Origin of the sequence: Bacillus cereus group sp. BfR-BA-01379 (assembly GCF_022663605.1) — a bacterium.
Taxonomy (GTDB): domain Bacteria; phylum Bacillota; class Bacilli; order Bacillales; family Bacillaceae_G; genus Bacillus_A; species Bacillus_A mobilis.
On sequence record NZ_JAKUFT010000094.1, the window covers coordinates 1 to 15,928 of the forward strand.

A 15,928-nucleotide genomic window follows, 5' to 3' on the forward strand; every position below is an offset into this window, starting at 1 on the left:
AAGTTTCACTTTACCCCGTTCCAACGGCTGGTAGGGGATAAAGCTCTGAAGTAGGGCAAACCAGCCGTAGGAACCCGATTGGTTCGGGCTGATCTTTTGCAAAAAACGCAAAAGAAAGTTTCACTTTATTATAGTCTATCCAAAAAAGGGTCGCAAATGGGTGTTTGGCGGGGAATAATATTTGTCAAATCGCGATGAATTGGCTAACATGAAAGAGGAAGGATTAGAGGTGAATTGTATGGAAGCGAAAACGATGAAGGATATGCAGAAAGAAGTAGATGCATATATTGGTCAGTTTAAAGAAGGTTATTTCAGTCCACTTGCAATGATGGCTCGTTTAACGGAAGAAATGGGGGAGCTTGCAAGAGAGGTTAATCATTATTATGGTGAGAAACCGAAGAAAACAACTGAAACAGAACGTAGTATTGAAGAAGAGCTTGGAGATGTATTATTTGTTATGATTTGTATGGCAAATAGTTTAAATATTGATTTAGAAACAGCACATAACATTGTAATGAATAAATTTAATACTCGCGATAAAGATCGCTGGACACGTATTGATGAGGGAGAGAAAGAATAATGAAAGAAATTAAAGTAATTATCGCTGGACCAAGAGGACGTATGGGACATGAAGCAGTCCTTCTTATGGAAAGAACGGAACATTTTAATTTAGTAGCAGCGGTGGATTATAAGCATGGCGGAGAGAAAATTTCTGATTTACCGGGTATGCCAGCGCTAGATGCACCTATTTACGCAGATTTACATACTTGTTTAGAGGAAGTAGAAGCTGATGTGTTATTAGATTTAACAACGCCAGAAGTTGGGAAACAACACGTTACACTTGCAGTTGAGCGTGGACTTCGTTCTGTTATTGGTACAACTGGATTTACAGAGGAAGAACTAAAGCAATTAACAGAGACTGCAAAAGAAAAAGCAGTAGGAACTATTATCGCTCCAAACTTTGCAATTGGTGCAGTTCTTATGATGAAATTCTCACAAATGGCAGCGAAGTATTTCCAAGATGTTGAAGTAATTGAATTGCATCATGATCAAAAGTTAGATGCACCATCTGGTACAGCGGTAAAAACAGTAGAATTAATTCGTCAAAACCGTGAATCAAAGCAGCAAGGTCATCCAAATGAAGTAGAGCAACTAGAAGGAGCTCGTGGTGCAAATGTAGACGGCATTCACATTCATAGTGTACGTTTACCAGGACTTATTGCACATCAAGAAGTAATGTTTGGTGGAAATGGACAAATGTTAACGGTTCGTCATGATTCATTCAATCGTGAATCATTTATGTCGGGTGTAAAACTATCAATTGATACAGTAATGAATCTAGATCATCTTGTGTACGGTTTAGAAAATATTATCGACTAAAGGGGAGACAACGGATGAAAATTGCCTTAATCGCACATGACAAAAAGAAAAATGACATGGTTTCGTTTGCATACGCATATAAACCAATTTTTGAACAACATGAATTATTTGCAACAGGAACGACAGGACTTCGTATTATGGAAGCGACCGGTTTAGTTGTAACAAGATTTCAATCGGGTCCTCTTGGTGGCGATCAAGAAATTGGTGCAATGATTGCAAAAAATGATATGGATATGGTGATTTTTTTCCGGGATCCACTAACTGCTCAGCCGCATGAACCAGATGTAAATGCATTGCTTCGTCTATGTGATGTATATGCGATTCCACTTGCAACGAATATGGCAAGTGCTGAAATGTTAATGCACGCATTAGAGCGAGGAGATTTAGATTACCGCAAGTTAAGAAAATGAGGGGAACAATTATGAGTGGATTACATATATTAGCGTTTGGTGCTCATGCCGATGATGTTGAAATCGGCATGGCTGGTACCATTGCTAAATATACGAAACAAGGGTATGAAGTAGGTATTTGTGATTTAACAGAAGCTGATCTTTCTTCTAATGGAACGATAGAGTTGAGAAAAGAAGAAGCAAAGGCGGCAGCTCGTATAATGGGAGTAAAAACGAGACTGAATTTAGCGATGCCAGACCGTGGTTTGTATATGAAAGAAGAGTATATACGTGAAATTGTAAAGGTGATTCGTACATATAAACCAAAACTAGTTTTTGCACCGTATTATGAAGATCGTCATCCAGATCATGCAAATTGTGCAAAACTTGTGGAAGAAGCTATTTTTTCAGCGGGAATTCGTAAATATATGCCAGAGGTTCCACCACATCGTGTAGAGTCTTTTTATCATTATATGATTAATGGTTTTCATAAACCGAATTTTTGTATAGATATAAGTGAGTACCTTTCTATAAAAGTGGAAGCATTAGAAGCATATGAAAGTCAGTTTTCAACAGGGAGCGATGGTGTGAAAACGCCGTTAACAGAAGGTTATGTTGAAACTGTGGTTGCTCGTGAGAAAATGTTTGGAAAAGAAGTTGGAGTTTTATATGCCGAGGGATTTATGAGTAAGAAACCGGTTTTATTACATGCTGATTTAATAGGGGGATGTAAATGAAATTAAAAATAGGTATTACATGTTATCCTTCTGTAGGTGGTTCTGGAGTTGTTGGAACAGAATTAGGAAAGCAATTAGCGGAACGCGGGCATGAAATTCATTTTATTACATCGGGTTTACCATTCCGGTTAAACAAAGTGTATCCAAACATTTATTTTCATGAAGTGACGGTAAATCAATACTCTGTATTTCAATATCCACCATACGATTTAGCATTAGCAAGTAAAATGGCAGAAGTTGCACAAAGAGAAAACTTAGACATTTTACATGTGCATTACGCAATACCACATGCAATTTGTGCTTATTTAGCAAAACAAATGATTGGAGAGCGTATTAAAATTGTTACAACCTTGCATGGAACAGATATTACTGTGTTAGGTTCCGACCCTTCGCTAAATAATTTAATTCGTTTTGGGATTGAGCAATCTGATGTTGTGACGGCTGTCTCGCATTCATTAATTAACGAAACGCATGAGCTTGTAAAACCAAATAAAGACATTCAAACGGTGTATAACTTTATAGACGAACGTGTATATTTCAAGCGTGATATGTCTCAATTAAAGAAAGAATACGGTATAAGTGAGAGTGAAAAGATACTCATTCACATTTCGAATTTCCGTAAAGTGAAACGTGTGCAAGATGTTGTTCAGGCATTTGCTAAAATTGTTACAGAAGTAGATGCGAAGTTGCTTCTTGTTGGAGATGGACCAGAATTTTGCACGATTTTACAGTTAGTCAAAAATCTACATATTGAAGATCGCGTCTTATTCTTAGGGAAGCAAGATAATGTTGCAGAGCTACTTGCGATGAGTGATTTAATGTTGCTTTTATCAGAGAAGGAGAGTTTTGGTCTTGTTTTATTAGAAGCGATGGCGTGTGGTGTACCTTGTATCGGAACAAGGGTTGGAGGTATTCCAGAAGTCATTCAACATGGTGAAACAGGATATTTATGTGAAGTTGGTGATCCAACAGGAGTGGCAAATCAGGCCATTCAGCTATTAATGGATGAAGAACTTCACCGTAATATGGGAGAGCGAGCAAGAGCAAGTGTTTACGAGCAGTTCCGCTCTGAAAAAATCGTCTCACAATATGAAACGATTTACTATGATGTACTAAGGGATGACAAAAATGAAAAGATTTAAAAAAGCTAGTTCTATTATTGAGACTTTAAAACAACAAGGACATGAGGCCTACTTTGTCGGTGGAAGCGTACGAGACCTTATTATCGATAGGCCGATTGGAGATATTGATATTGCGACATCTGCTTTACCAGAAGAAGTGATGGCTATATTTCCAAGACATGTTCCTGTTGGTCTTGAGCATGGAACTGTAATTGTGGTAGAAAATGGTGAACCTTATGAGGTAACCACTTTTCGAACAGAGAGCGAATATGAAGATTTTCGAAGACCTAGTAGTGTTCAATTTGTTCGTTCATTAGAAGAGGATTTAAAACGTCGTGATTTCACAATGAATGCAATTGCTATGACAGAAGAAGGCGAAATGGTTGATTTATTTGCTGGACAGGAAGCGATTCAAAAGAGAGAAATTGTGACAGTTGGAAATGCTGCGGATCGTTTTCAAGAAGATGCCTTGCGGATGATGCGTGGTATTCGTTTCGTAAGTACGTTAGGTTTTTCTTTAGAAACGAAAACGAAACAAGCAATTGAAACGTATGGACATTTACTGGAACATATAGCAATTGAGAGAATTACAGTGGAGTTTGAGAAACTGTTAACTGGCACATATTGTGTGAAGGGTTTGCAAGAATTAGTAGAAACGAAGCTGTTCGCTCATCTGCCATATTTACAAATGTCAGAAGAGAGATTGGTAAAAGCTACGCAGTATAAATGGGATTCTTTTGAAACAGACATTGAGGCATGGGCATTTTTCTTATATTGTATCGGAGAAGAGCATCCATCTGTCTTTTTACGTCAATGGAAGTTTTCGAATAAAAAAATAAAAGATATCGTCGCAGTTTTATTAACAATCCGTACGAGAAAGGAGAAGGATTGGGATACAGTCCTTCTTTATAAAACGGGAATTCATATCGCTGAAATGGCAGAAAGAGTATATGAGGCGATGATTGAAAGCTATGACAATACATCTGTGAAACGAGTACAAACGTTGTTTGAAGCATTGCCAATCAAGAGTCGACAAGAAATGAATGTGACTGGGAATGATTTATTAAACTGGGCAAATAAAAAGCCCGGTCCGTGGGTTGCTGAAATGATTCAAAACATTGAGGAAGCAATCGTACAAGGAAACGTAGTTAATGAGAAAGAGTGTATAAGGGAGTGGCTGCAAGAATGCAATCTACTATAAGAAAGCAGTTATTGCAAGTTTTTTCGGAAGCGGATGGCGCGTTTGTATCTGGCCAGACGATTAGTGATAAACTTGGTTGTTCAAGAACCGCTGTGTGGAAACATATGGAGGACCTTCGGAATGAGGGATATGAACTTGAAGCTGTGCGTCGATTAGGTTATCGCATTGCGGGTAAGCCAGACAAAGTAACTGCTAATGAAATTCAGTTAGGGTTACAAACGAAACATATTGGTAGAATGGTATATTTTGAAGAATCTGTTGAATCTACGCAGCATATTGCAGCGAAACTTGCTTATGAAGGCGCAGAAGAAGGAACGATTGTTGTGGCAGAAGAACAAACATCGGGCAGAGGTCGTTTAAGCAGGAAATGGTATTCACCAAAAGGAACAGGAATTTGGATGAGTATTATTTTACGTCCATCAATCCCTGTTCATCATGCACCACAACTTACTTTGTTAGCGGCTGTTAGCGTTGCACAAGCAATTGAAAAGTGCACGGGTGTAAACGTAGGAATAAAATGGCCGAATGATATTTTGATTCAAGGTAAAAAGGCTGTAGGTATATTAACAGAAATGCAGGCTGATCCTGATAAAATTAATGCTGTCATTATGGGTATTGGTATTAATGCGAATCAAAAGCAAGAACATTTTGATGAGGAAATTCAGCATATTGCTACTTCTTTAGCGATTGAGTCCGGTAAGCCAATTGTTCGTGCAGAGCTTATGCAACAAATCTTTTTACAACTAGAAAAATTATATGAAGAGTATTTACAAAATGGTTTCTCTGTTATTAAAATTCTTTGGGAAAGTTACGCTGTGAGCATCGGGAAAGAAATTACCGCTCGAACGATGAGAGAGACAATTATAGGGGTAGCAAAAGGAATTACAGAGGATGGTGTATTGCTTCTGGAGGATCATGAAGGGAAAGTACATCACATTCATTCTGCGGATATCGAAATTAAGTAAAAGAAGTTCCTTTTTGGAACTTCTTTTCATTTGACGATTACTTTGCCTTCCATTCCTTTAAGAAGATGGTACCGGCATATTAATTCATATGTACCAGTATTTTTAGGTTTCACGGTAATATTTCTTTCTTTTCCTGACTCGACTACGACGTCAATGCCAAGTTTCTTCACTGTAAAGGTGTGTTCATTCTTACCTTTGTTTTTTAATAACAATGTTGTTGACTCTTCAATTGGAATCGTGATGACGTTTGGCTGAAAGTAATCATCGTTTAATTCAACTTCAATTACTTTCGTTGAATCGATAGGTTGTGTTACGACGTTAACTGAGGCAAATGCATGGAAGGAGCTAAAAGTTATCATCCCTGCAATCATCACAGGCAGAACGGTGAATCGAAATAACCATTTGTTCATAGACATTCGCAATTCTCCTTTTGTTAAGTATGTTCCACAATTAACTTGCATCATAAGTTTAAGAGTTATACGAGGCACTTATCTTTCTATGATTGAGTTATTTATAAAAAATTTCACATACCGTAATGAGAATAAAAAATTATTTTTTCGAAAAAATGTAGTAATTCCGTTTTGGAGTTTGCTATAATTAGTTCGAATGTGGGCAGTATCAGATTGAACTGCACCATCATTCGAAGCAATACGAAAAAATAATAACTTGGATTCTGCCTTGATCCAATAGCGGACTGGGACAGAGGGATGAATAATGCCGACTAACACACAACCCTTCTGCCCTTTTATGGCCAGAGGGGTTTTTTATATGATTTCGGCCATCTCCTCTCTCCTGCGTAAAGGAGGAGTAGTTTTTGAAAACAAAAACAGATTTTTTGAAGATGAAAGAGCAAGGTGAGCCGATTACAATGCTAACGGCGTATGATTATCCATCTGCTAAATTAGCAGAAGAAGCTGAAGTTGATATGATTCTAGTTGGAGATTCACTTGGGATGGTGGTGCTTGGATACGATTCAACAGTACCTGTAACAGTAGAGGATATGATTCATCATACGAAAGCTGTACGCCGAGGAGCGAAAGACACGTTTATTGTAACTGATATGCCATTTATGTCGTATCATGTGTCGCCTCAAGATACGATGGTGAATGCACGCCGCATCGTTCAAGAGAGTGGTGCCCATGCACTGAAGGTAGAAGGTGCAGGAGAAGTAGTATCAACGATTCATTACTTGACGAACGCGGGAATTCCTATCGTGGCGCACTTAGGCTTAACTCCTCAATCTGTAGGAGTACTAGGTGGGTATAAAGTACAAGGAAAAGATGCTGAAAGTGCAAAAAAATTAATAGAAGATGCGAAGAGATGTGAGGAAGCTGGTGCGATAGCGCTTGTGTTAGAATGTGTGCCAATGCAGTTAGCGGAATTAATTTCGAAGCAACTAACAATTCCAACGATTGGAATTGGAGCAGGGAAAAAAGTAGATGGGCAAGTACTTGTTTATCATGATCTTATCTCATACGGCGTAAATCGTGTTCCAAAATTTGTGAAGCAATATACGTCTGTTCAAGAGGAGATTGTGCGAGGGATTTCACAATACGTTACGGAAGTAAAGACAGGGCAATTTCCAGAAGAAAAACATTCATTCACAATGAAAGAAGAAGAATGCTTAGCGTTGTACGGAGGAAAACAATAATGAAAATCGTAACTACAGTGCAAGAGATGCAGCAAATTACAAACGAACTGCATGCAAGTGGAAAAAGTATTGGTTTTGTTCCAACGATGGGTTATTTACATGAAGGTCATGCGACTTTATTACGTAAGGCAAGAGCAGAAAATGAAATTGTAGTTTTAAGCGTGTTTGTCAATCCGCTACAGTTTGGCCCGAATGAAGATTTAGATCGATACCCTCGTGATATTGATAGAGATGAAAATGTAGCAAAAGAAAACGGTGTAGATTATTTATTTTATCCGAGTGTAGAAGAAATGTATCCAGCAGAACAAACGACAACAGTAGCAGTTGTGAAGCGTACCGATGTATTATGTGGCAAACAAAGACCTGGTCATTTCGCTGGAGTTGCGACTGTACTAATGAAACTATTTAATATTACATTACCAACGCGTGCTTATTTCGGTATGAAAGATGCACAACAAGTTGCTGTCATTGAAGGATTTGTCGCTGATTTTAATATTCCGGTTACGATCGTACCAGTGGATATTGTAAGGGAAGAAGATGGATTAGCGAAAAGTTCTCGTAACGTGTATTTATCACAAGAAGAACGTGAAGAGGCTCCTCAATTATACCGCAGTCTATGTATAGCGAAAGAAAAAATTGAGGCAGGCGAACGGAATGCAGAAATCATTACAACTCTTGTGAAGGAGTATATTGAGACGTATACGAAAGGCACTGTGGATTATGCTGATTTATATGCTTATCCTTCACTTCAAGTAATGGATAGAATTGAAGGACGAATCATTTTAGCGATTGCAGTTAAATTTGAGAATGTACGATTAATTGACAATATAACAGTAACGGTTAAATAAGGGGGAGCATCTATGTTTCGCACAATGATGAGAGCGAAGTTACATCGCGCAACAGTAACAGAAGCAAATTTAAACTATGTAGGTAGTATTACAATTGATGAAGATTTAATGGATGCAGTAAATATTGTAGAAAATGAAAAAGTACAAATTGTAAATAATAATAATGGTGCTCGCTTAGAGACATATGTTATTAAGGGCGAACGTGGTAGCGGTGTTGTTTGTTTAAATGGTGCAGCTGCAAGGCTTGTACAGCCAGGGGATAAAGTTATTATTATTTGCTACGGTTTAGTGGCAGAAGAAAATATTCATAAACAAGAGCCGAAAATTGCAGTGTTAGACGATGAGAATCAAATTATTGAAATGTTAGGTGCTGAAAAAGCGGGTACGATATTATAAGTAAGAAGGCTATCTCTATTACGGAGATAGCTTTTTTGTGTATCTTTTCATTAAGATGAGATAAAACGTGGTATAGTAACATTATATAATTTTGTGTTTGATAGGTAAGAAATTGAGGTGTTACATATATGAGTAAGCGTTATGTCGTTGTGGATTTAGAGACGACAGGGAACTCCTGGAAGGATGGGAAGGATAAAATTACCCAAATTGCAGCTGTTGTAGTGGAAGATGGAGAGATATTAGAGATTTTCTCATCTTTTATTAATCCGAAGAGAGAGATTCCGCCATTTATTACAGAACTAACAGGGATTGATGAGAGTATGGTTAAGCAAGCCCCGTTATTTCAAGATGTAGCCCCGATGGTTGTTGAGCTATTACAAGGTGCAGCTTTCGTTGCACATAACGTTCACTTTGATTGGAATTTTTTAACGGAAGAATTAAGGCAGGCTGGATATACAGAAGTACATTGTCCTAAAGTTGATACAGTTGAGTTGGCGCAAATTCTTTTGCCGACGGCTGATAGTTATAAATTACGTGATTTAGCTAAACAACATGAACTAGAGCACGATCAACCGCATCGTGCGGATAGTGATGCTCTTGCAACAGCTGAATTGTTTTTACAATTTTTAAATGAAATTGAAAAGTTACCACTTGTCACCTTGCAATCGCTCTATGAATTAAGCGATGTTTTTCAAAGTGATATAGCGGATGTAATTTCTGAAAATATTTTAAAGAAAATGATGCATGGTAAAAAAGCGGCTGAGGGGTATGAAGTGTATCGAAATATTGCGCTTCGAAAACGGAATTATTCTTTAGATCTCAGTGAAACATGTTCATCTAAATTTGATGCTTTCTTGCATAAGACAATCGATAAACTTGCATTGAATATGCCAAAGTTTGAAAAAAGAGAAAGCCAACAGATTATGATGAAGGAAATATATACAGCACTAAGAGATTCTAGGTTTTCACTAATTGAAGCAGGAACAGGAACAGGGAAGACTCTTGCATATTTACTTCCAAGTATTTATTTTGCAACGAAAAAAGAAGAACCTGTCATCATAAGTACACAAACAGTACAACTGCAACAACAAATATTAGAAAAAGAAATTCCATTATTACAGAAAATAATGCCATTTTCATTTGAAGTAGCTCTTTTGAAAGGAAGAAAGCATTATCTTTGTCTACATAAATTTGAATATGCTTTGCAAGAGGAAGAGAAAAATTATGATATGGCGCTCACAAAGGCAAAAATTTTAGTGTGGTTATTGCAAACAGAAACTGGTGATCGGGATGAGTTAAATATTCCTGAGGGCGGAAAGTTACTTTGGAACCGTATTTGTAGTGATGTACATAGTCCAGGCGGGATGCAAAGCAACTGGTATAGTCGTTGTTTTTACCAAAGAGCAAAGAATAAAGCATTATTTGCAGATATCGTTATTACAAATCATGCGTTATTATTTCAAGATTTTTCAAGTGAAGAACCACTTTTTGCTTCATGTGAACATATTATCTTTGATGAAGCTCATCATATTGAGGAAGCGGCGAGTAGGACATTAGGTGAACAGTTCTCCTGTATGTATTTCCAGCTAGTTTTATCTCGACTTGGTACGCTAGAAACAGATGATGTACTTTCTAAAGTATATAAAATGATGAAAAAATCAGAGCAAGCCTCTCGTTCAACTTTCCGTATGGTGAGTCATGGTTTGAAGGAATTGAAATTTGATGCGGATGAGCTATTCCAAATGTTACGTGCTTTTATCTTTAAGCAAACAAAGCAGGAACAAGGGATAAGCAATATGCCACTCATTTATCGATATAACACGGAAGTAGAGAAAGGTAAGTTATGGGATAGCATTACCGAGTTAACAAATCGTTTTGGATACGATATAAGAAAATTGTTGACTATACTTGAGAAGCAAGTTGACATATTGCAAAGTAAATTAGAATGGGAGATGCATGTTGTTACAGGTGAATTTATGCATTTAATTGAGTTGTTGAGAAAGATGGAACAATCTTTACAATTACTCATTTTAGAAAAAAATTCATACGTGACATGGATGGAGACTGAAACGAAGGGAACAATTCATTCAACGGTTTTATATGCACAGCCTGTTCATATTGGTGAAAGATTTGCGGATGAATTTTTAACACAAAAAAAGAGTGTTATTTTCACATCAGCAACGTTAACAGTAAACGATTCATTTGACTATATAAAAGAGGAGCTAGGTTTACATGATTTTGCTCCAAATACATTACAGGTCCCGTCACCATTCCGTTTTGAAGAACAGATGAAATTAATGGTTTCAACTGATGTGCCGTTTATAAAGCAAGCAAGTAATGAAGAATATATTGAATCTGTGTCGGCACATATTGCAAAAATAGCAAAAGCTACACAAGGCAGAATGCTCGTTTTATTCACTTCGTATGAAATGTTGAAAGAAGCGTATACGAATTTGAAAAATGATGAGGAATTAGAAGGTTATTTATTATTAACACAAAGTGTGAATAATAAGAGCCGAAGTCGTCTCATTCGTAAATTTCAAGAGTTCGACAAATCGATTTTGTTAGGAACAAGTAGTTTTTGGGAAGGGATAGATATACCTGGAGATGCCCTTAGTTGTCTTGTTATTGTCCGGCTTCCCTTTACGCCTCCTCATCAACCAATGATGGAAGCAAAAGGAGAGTGGTTAAAAAATCAAGGAGAAGACGTATTTGCTAAGTTAGCACTTCCGCAAGCAATCTTGCGTTTCAAACAAGGGTTTGGTCGTCTGATTAGAACAAGTACAGATACCGGAACGGTATTTGTATTAGATCGTCGTTTGACAAGCGCTTCTTATGGGAAACGTTTTTTACAATCAATCCCAACTGTTCCGCTTTATGAAGGCCCTTTAGAAGAATTGTTAGAACAATTAAAAGAACGGCCAACTGAATAAAATTGGAAGAAAAATACGCCTGAAGTACATTTAAACTTCAGGCGTAAAAAATGTGGGTAGGAGGAATTTTATTTTTCTTACTTCTTGTATACAAAATGTATTGGTTTTCGACTTGAAACCTTTTTTTGCAGTACATGTCCTGCTATAATAGATGGGTGATGAAGCAGGGGTTGTAAAGAATGTACTCTTATTGTAACCGCATTGCGTTCTTCTATAATTAGAAATTTTTGTGTAACGGAGGAGTTTTTTCATGGATAAGAAAATCGAAGTCCTATCAACGACGCGTCTTAAATATTCGTCTGACTTGTATAAAGTCGTTGATAGTTTGAATCGTACGTTAAAAGAGCAGGACCTCATGTTCGGATTAGCATTAGACGAAAAAGACAAAGAAACAGCTGTATTTACGATATACAGAACGTAGTGATACAATGAAAAAGTGGATCTTTGCAATCGTTATCGTAATCGTTGCTAGCGGAATATATGGGGCGTATGTTTATAATAAAGCAATGGAAAAGAAAATCTCTAAAGAGGAAAAATCTGTAGAAATTGCAAAAGAAAAGGCAAAGCTTACAAAAGTAAAATCTGTTGATTATTATAACGGAAATTCTTCATATACGGTCGTACAAGGTGTAGACGAAAAAGGAGAACAAATTATTGTTTGGGTGCCGAATAAAAAAGGGAATGTCCTTGTGAAGAAAAAGAGTGAAGGTATTCCTGAAAAAGAAGCTTTGCAAAAGTTGGCTGAACAAGCTACAGGAAAAGGCGATGAGCCGAAGCCAAAGCCAAAAGAAATTATAAAAGTAAAATTAGGTGCTCAAAACGATATTCCGTTGTGGGAAATTACATATATTGATCAGGAAGATCGTTATACGTATTATTATTTAGAGTTTCAAAATGGGGATTATGCTGGTCACTACAGCATTGAAAAATAGATGTAGGGGGAACTACAAATGAAATTAGCAAAGCGAGTAGCTGCTTTAACACCATCTGCAACTTTAGAAATTACAGCAAAGGCACAAGCATTAAAAGCAGAAGGTCATGATGTAATTGGATTAGGGGCAGGAGAACCTGACTTTAATACGCCAGAACATATTATGGATGCTGCACATAAAGCGATGTTAGAAGGACATACGAAGTATACACCAACAGGTGGATTACAAACGTTAAAACAAGAAATTGTGAAAAAGTTTACACGTGATCAAGGAATTGCGTATGATCCATCTGAAATTATTGTATGTAACGGTGCAAAGCATGCATTATATACATTATTCCAAGTATTACTTGATGAAGGAGATGAAGTTATCATCCCAACGCCTTACTGGGTAAGTTATCCTGAACAAGTAAAGCTCGCTGGAGGTAAGCCAGTTTACGTAGAAGGCATGGAAGACAATGAGTACAAAATTACAGCGAAGCAGCTACGTGAGGCAATTACAGAGAAAACGAAAGCAGTTATTATTAATTCACCGAGCAATCCAACAGGAATGATTTATAGCAAAGAGGAATTACAACAGCTTGGAGAAGTATGTTTAGAGCATGATATATTAATCGTTTCAGATGAAATTTATGAAAAATTAATTTATGGTGGAGCAGAATATACTTCGATTGCCCAGCTTTCTAATGCATTAAAAGAACAAACACTTATTATTAATGGTGTATCTAAATCTCATTCTATGACAGGATGGCGTATTGGATATGCAGCAGGAAATAAGCAGCTTATTAAAGCGATGACGAACTTGGCGAGTCATAGTACGTCAAACCCTACGTCAATCGCTCAATACGGTGCCATTGCAGCATATGCAGGCTCACAAGAACCTGTAGAAACAATGCGTCAAGCATTTGAAGAGAGATTAAACATTATTTATGATAAATTAATTCAAATCCCTGGCTTTACTTGTATTAAACCACAAGGTGCATTTTACTTATTCCCTAATGTAAAAGAAGCTGTAGTTTTATCAGGATACGAAAATGTTGATGATTGGGCAAAAGCTCTATTAGAAGAGGAAAAAGTGGCTCTTGTACCAGGTACAGGATTCGGTGCGCCAAATAACGTTCGTTTATCATATGCGACATCTCTTGAACAAGTAGAGAAAGCATTAGAACGCATTCATACGTTTATGAAAAGTAAAGTGCAAGCTTAATTGTATATTTTATTAACGCAATACAAAAAACCTTCCTACATAATAGGGAGGTTTTTTTGACGAATTGTGGCAAAAAGAAATAGTAAAAGGTGTGTTATACTAGAGAACGAGGTGTTTGGTGATGAAAAAGAAAATGATGTTACAGTGGTTTGAGCAGGGAAGCATTGCAATTCCAAAATTACTTATGATGCATTATAAAAAATTAGGGTTAAATGAAATGGAATTTATGGTTGTACTTCATGTACACACATTTTTAGAATCGGGCAATTCGTTTCCGACTCCGTCAGAGATTTCAGAACGGATGACGATTACTGAAATGAAATGTATGGAAGTCATTCAGGCATTGATTCAAAAAGGTTTTTTATCACTAGAAGGTGGACAAAAATCAGAAGCAATGATGTGTGAAAGTTATTCTTTACAACCGCTGTGGGAAAAAATATTACATTTCTTAATGAATGAATCAGTAGAGGAAGAACAAAAAGAAATAAAACAACTGCAAGTAAATTTATATACAGTATTTGAAAAAGAATTTGGAAGACCACTTTCTCCGTTTGAATGTGAAACGTTGGGTATGTGGGAAGATCAAGATCAACACCATCCGAATTTAATTCAAGCGGCCCTCAGGGAAGCTGTAATGAGTGGTAAGCTTAATTTTCGATATATTGATCGTATTTTATTTGAGTGGAAAAAGAATGGTATTAAAACAGTAGATCAAGCCCAAAACCAAGGACGAAAATTTAGAGAAAATCAGCAACGAACGCAGCAAACGACAAAACAAGAGACGAAATTTACTGGGAAAGTGCCTTTTTATAATTGGTTGGAGCAGTAATGTAGGAGGAAGTATATGTTAAATAAAACGCAAATTCGCTATTGTTTAGATACAATGGCGGATATGTATCCAGAAGCACATTGTGAATTAATTCATGATAATCCGTTTGAATTAGTAATTGCGGTGGCATTATCTGCACAATGTACAGATGCACTTGTAAATAAAGTGACGAAAAATTTATTTCAAAAATATAAAACACCAGAAGATTATTTAAGTGTGTCTTTAGAAGAATTACAACAAGATATACGTTCCATTGGATTGTTTAGAAATAAGGCGAAAAACATTCAAAAATTGTGCCGAATGTTGCTAGATGATTATAATGGGAAAGTTCCAGAAGACCGTGACGAGCTGACGAAGTTACCAGGAGTAGGAAGAAAGACAGCGAATGTAGTTGTTTCGGTTGCATTTGGAATTCCAGCGATTGCTGTTGATACGCATGTAGAGAGAGTTAGTAAACGGTTAGCGATTTGTAGATGGAAAGATTCTGTGTTAGAAGTGGAAAAGACACTGATGAAGAAAATTCCAATGAATGAGTGGGGAGTTACACACCACCGTATGATTTTCTTTGGACGTTATCACTGTAAAGCACAGCGACCACAATGTGAAGAGTGCCGATTACTAGAAGTATGTCGTGAAGGAAAGAAGCGAATGAAGGGGAAATAAAGGATGGAGCGAGTGATAGAAATACCGAAAGAATTTCGGTGCTTACCATTTTTTAAAGAAAGTATAAATTCGGTTGCATATCATACAGAACAATCTTTTGAAGAAATCATACAAAATACTTACTTTATATATGATATGGAAAGACAAGATGAGCCGTGGAGTGAAATTGGAAATAGTATTCCTATACTGTTGAAAGTGTGGAAAAGTAAGCATGAAGACATTGCTATATTATTTCGAAACAGAAATAAGCAAGAAGCTGAAGGTCCAATGATTCTTTTTGCGGCACATTTGTTATCGATTGTATATTGGCTAAATGAGCAACCTGTTCATAGTTTGAATGAACTAGAAGCTTATACGAGTAATTTAGAAGTACAACCAGTTAATTTTATGGAGCGATATTCGTTCATTATAAAGAAACCGAATAATTATCATTCCTACATTCAGTTAGCGCAGTTGTACATTGAAATAGAAAAGCTATATGTAAAGAAAATGATAACAAAAAAGAAGTCCTTTTCTCGTTAAGAGAAAGGACTTCTTTTTTGCATTAAGACTCTGTTGTAACAACATTTCCGTCTGCGTGAGGTGTATCTCCTCCGGTATTTTGTTGTTGTTCTTGTTGGTTGTGTTGTTCTTCTTCAGCTTTCTTTCTAGCAGCCTCTTCTTCAGCTTTCTTTCTA

18 protein-coding genes are annotated in these 15,928 nt (G+C 36.8%); 17 read left to right on the plus strand and 1 reads right to left on the minus strand.

Going from position 1 to position 15,928, the window contains the following annotated elements:
* Positions 1–238 precede the first annotated feature (238 nt).
* Genes MR113_RS24190 through MR113_RS24220 form a run of 7 tightly spaced genes read left to right on the plus strand, consistent with a single transcriptional unit; the run spans position 239 to position 5,793 of the window.
* Complete coding sequence (locus MR113_RS24190; RefSeq protein WP_001992677.1) at positions 239–580, plus strand: nucleotide pyrophosphohydrolase; 342 nt, start codon at positions 239–241, stop codon at positions 578–580.
* Entirely contained in the window at positions 580–1,380 is an 801-nt protein-coding gene (gene dapB / locus MR113_RS24195; protein ID WP_242257147.1) for a dihydrodipicolinate reductase, read from the plus strand. The genes MR113_RS24190 and dapB overlap by 1 nt, the downstream gene beginning before the upstream one ends.
* 14 nt (positions 1,381–1,394) lie before the next feature.
* Entirely contained in the window at positions 1,395–1,790 is a 396-nt protein-coding gene (locus tag MR113_RS24200) for a methylglyoxal synthase (protein ID WP_000684763.1), read from the plus strand.
* An 11-nt stretch (positions 1,791–1,801) separates the two neighbouring features.
* Entirely contained in the window at positions 1,802–2,506 is a 705-nt protein-coding gene (gene bshB1 / locus MR113_RS24205; protein ID WP_073517783.1) for a bacillithiol biosynthesis deacetylase BshB1, read from the plus strand.
* Positions 2,503–3,648: an N-acetyl-alpha-D-glucosaminyl L-malate synthase BshA gene (gene bshA, locus MR113_RS24210; RefSeq protein WP_242257148.1), complete on the plus strand. Its 1,146-nt coding sequence runs from the start codon at positions 2,503–2,505 to the stop codon at positions 3,646–3,648. Before bshB1 ends, bshA begins: the two co-directional genes overlap by 4 nt.
* On the plus strand, positions 3,635–4,828 hold the full coding sequence (locus MR113_RS24215; RefSeq protein WP_242257149.1) for a CCA tRNA nucleotidyltransferase: 1,194 nt from the start codon (positions 3,635–3,637) through the stop codon (positions 4,826–4,828). The genes bshA and MR113_RS24215 overlap by 14 nt, the downstream gene beginning before the upstream one ends.
* Positions 4,813–5,793, plus strand: coding sequence for a biotin--[acetyl-CoA-carboxylase] ligase (locus tag MR113_RS24220; RefSeq protein ID WP_242257150.1), 981 nt, complete (start codon positions 4,813–4,815; stop codon positions 5,791–5,793). Before MR113_RS24215 ends, MR113_RS24220 begins: the two co-directional genes overlap by 16 nt.
* Before the next feature lie 26 nt (positions 5,794–5,819).
* On the opposite strand, the gene MR113_RS24225 is transcribed toward MR113_RS24220, so the two are convergent.
* On the minus strand, positions 5,820–6,209 hold the full coding sequence (locus MR113_RS24225) for a cupredoxin domain-containing protein (RefSeq protein WP_097817827.1): 390 nt from the start codon (positions 6,207–6,209) through the stop codon (positions 5,820–5,822).
* A 398-nt stretch (positions 6,210–6,607) separates the two neighbouring features.
* On the opposite strand from MR113_RS24225, the gene panB reads away from it, so the two are divergent.
* The 10 genes from panB to MR113_RS24275 all read left to right on the plus strand — a co-directional run bounded on the left by panB (position 6,608) and on the right by MR113_RS24275 (position 15,773).
* Positions 6,608–7,444 carry a 3-methyl-2-oxobutanoate hydroxymethyltransferase gene (gene panB, locus MR113_RS24230; protein ID WP_242257151.1) on the plus strand — a complete coding sequence of 279 codons (837 nt, stop codon included), beginning with the start codon at positions 6,608–6,610 and terminating at the stop codon, positions 7,442–7,444.
* Positions 7,444–8,292: a pantoate--beta-alanine ligase gene (gene panC / locus MR113_RS24235; protein ID WP_242257152.1), complete on the plus strand. Its 849-nt coding sequence runs from the start codon at positions 7,444–7,446 to the stop codon at positions 8,290–8,292. The genes panB and panC overlap by 1 nt, the downstream gene beginning before the upstream one ends.
* A 12-nt stretch (positions 8,293–8,304) precedes the next feature.
* Entirely contained in the window at positions 8,305–8,688 is a 384-nt protein-coding gene (panD, locus tag MR113_RS24240; RefSeq protein WP_099683866.1) for an aspartate 1-decarboxylase, read from the plus strand.
* Between the two features lie 128 nt (positions 8,689–8,816).
* On the plus strand, positions 8,817–11,621 hold the full coding sequence (gene dinG, locus MR113_RS24245; RefSeq protein ID WP_242257153.1) for an ATP-dependent DNA helicase DinG: 2,805 nt from the start codon (positions 8,817–8,819) through the stop codon (positions 11,619–11,621).
* Between the two features lie 250 nt (positions 11,622–11,871).
* On the plus strand, positions 11,872–12,042 hold the full coding sequence (locus tag MR113_RS24250; RefSeq protein ID WP_061679511.1) for a YpmA family protein: 171 nt from the start codon (positions 11,872–11,874) through the stop codon (positions 12,040–12,042).
* Positions 12,043–12,049: 7 nt separating this feature from the next.
* Entirely contained in the window at positions 12,050–12,553 is a 504-nt protein-coding gene (locus MR113_RS24255) for a cell wall elongation regulator TseB-like domain-containing protein (protein WP_061679510.1), read from the plus strand.
* An 18-nt stretch (positions 12,554–12,571) separates the two neighbouring features.
* A complete protein-coding gene (gene aspB, locus MR113_RS24260; protein ID WP_242257154.1) occupies positions 12,572–13,759 on the plus strand; it encodes an aspartate transaminase AspB in 1,188 nt (395 codons plus the stop codon).
* Positions 13,760–13,880: 121 nt separating this feature from the next.
* Positions 13,881–14,588, plus strand: a complete 708-nt coding sequence (gene dnaD / locus MR113_RS24265; RefSeq protein ID WP_000728533.1) for a DNA replication protein DnaD — start codon at positions 13,881–13,883, stop codon at positions 14,586–14,588.
* Positions 14,589–14,603: 15 nt separating this feature from the next.
* Positions 14,604–15,251, plus strand: a complete 648-nt coding sequence (nth, locus tag MR113_RS24270) for an endonuclease III (RefSeq protein WP_242257155.1) — start codon at positions 14,604–14,606, stop codon at positions 15,249–15,251.
* Positions 15,252–15,254: 3 nt separating this feature from the next.
* Positions 15,255–15,773 (plus strand): YpoC family protein, encoded by a 519-nt coding sequence (locus MR113_RS24275; RefSeq protein ID WP_242257156.1) that lies wholly within the window; start codon positions 15,255–15,257, stop codon positions 15,771–15,773.
* Positions 15,774–15,928: the final 155 nt, after the last annotated feature.

Excerpts from the sequence above, each read along its gene's own strand:
- MR113_RS24190 (WP_001992677.1), top strand. The coding sequence starts at position 239 with ATGGAAGCGAAAACGATGAAGGATATGCAGAAAGAAGTAGATGCATAT.
- dapB (WP_242257147.1), top strand. The coding sequence starts at position 580 with ATGAAAGAAATTAAAGTAATTATCGCTGGACCAAGAGGACGTATGGGA.
- MR113_RS24200 (WP_000684763.1), top strand. The coding sequence starts at position 1,395 with ATGAAAATTGCCTTAATCGCACATGACAAAAAGAAAAATGACATGGTT.
- bshB1 (WP_073517783.1), top strand. The coding sequence starts at position 1,802 with ATGAGTGGATTACATATATTAGCGTTTGGTGCTCATGCCGATGATGTT.
- bshA (WP_242257148.1), top strand. The coding sequence starts at position 2,503 with ATGAAATTAAAAATAGGTATTACATGTTATCCTTCTGTAGGTGGTTCT.
- MR113_RS24215 (WP_242257149.1), top strand. The coding sequence starts at position 3,635 with ATGAAAAGATTTAAAAAAGCTAGTTCTATTATTGAGACTTTAAAACAA.
- MR113_RS24220 (WP_242257150.1), top strand. The coding sequence starts at position 4,813 with ATGCAATCTACTATAAGAAAGCAGTTATTGCAAGTTTTTTCGGAAGCG.
- MR113_RS24225 (WP_097817827.1), bottom strand. The coding sequence starts at position 6,209 with ATGTCTATGAACAAATGGTTATTTCGATTCACCGTTCTGCCTGTGATG.
- panC (WP_242257152.1), top strand. The coding sequence starts at position 7,444 with ATGAAAATCGTAACTACAGTGCAAGAGATGCAGCAAATTACAAACGAA.
- panD (WP_099683866.1), top strand. The coding sequence starts at position 8,305 with ATGTTTCGCACAATGATGAGAGCGAAGTTACATCGCGCAACAGTAACA.
- dinG (WP_242257153.1), top strand. The coding sequence starts at position 8,817 with ATGAGTAAGCGTTATGTCGTTGTGGATTTAGAGACGACAGGGAACTCC.
- MR113_RS24250 (WP_061679511.1), top strand. The coding sequence starts at position 11,872 with ATGGATAAGAAAATCGAAGTCCTATCAACGACGCGTCTTAAATATTCG.
- MR113_RS24255 (WP_061679510.1), top strand. The coding sequence starts at position 12,050 with ATGAAAAAGTGGATCTTTGCAATCGTTATCGTAATCGTTGCTAGCGGA.
- aspB (WP_242257154.1), top strand. The coding sequence starts at position 12,572 with ATGAAATTAGCAAAGCGAGTAGCTGCTTTAACACCATCTGCAACTTTA.
- dnaD (WP_000728533.1), top strand. The coding sequence starts at position 13,881 with ATGAAAAAGAAAATGATGTTACAGTGGTTTGAGCAGGGAAGCATTGCA.
- nth (WP_242257155.1), top strand. The coding sequence starts at position 14,604 with ATGTTAAATAAAACGCAAATTCGCTATTGTTTAGATACAATGGCGGAT.
- MR113_RS24275 (WP_242257156.1), top strand. The coding sequence starts at position 15,255 with ATGGAGCGAGTGATAGAAATACCGAAAGAATTTCGGTGCTTACCATTT.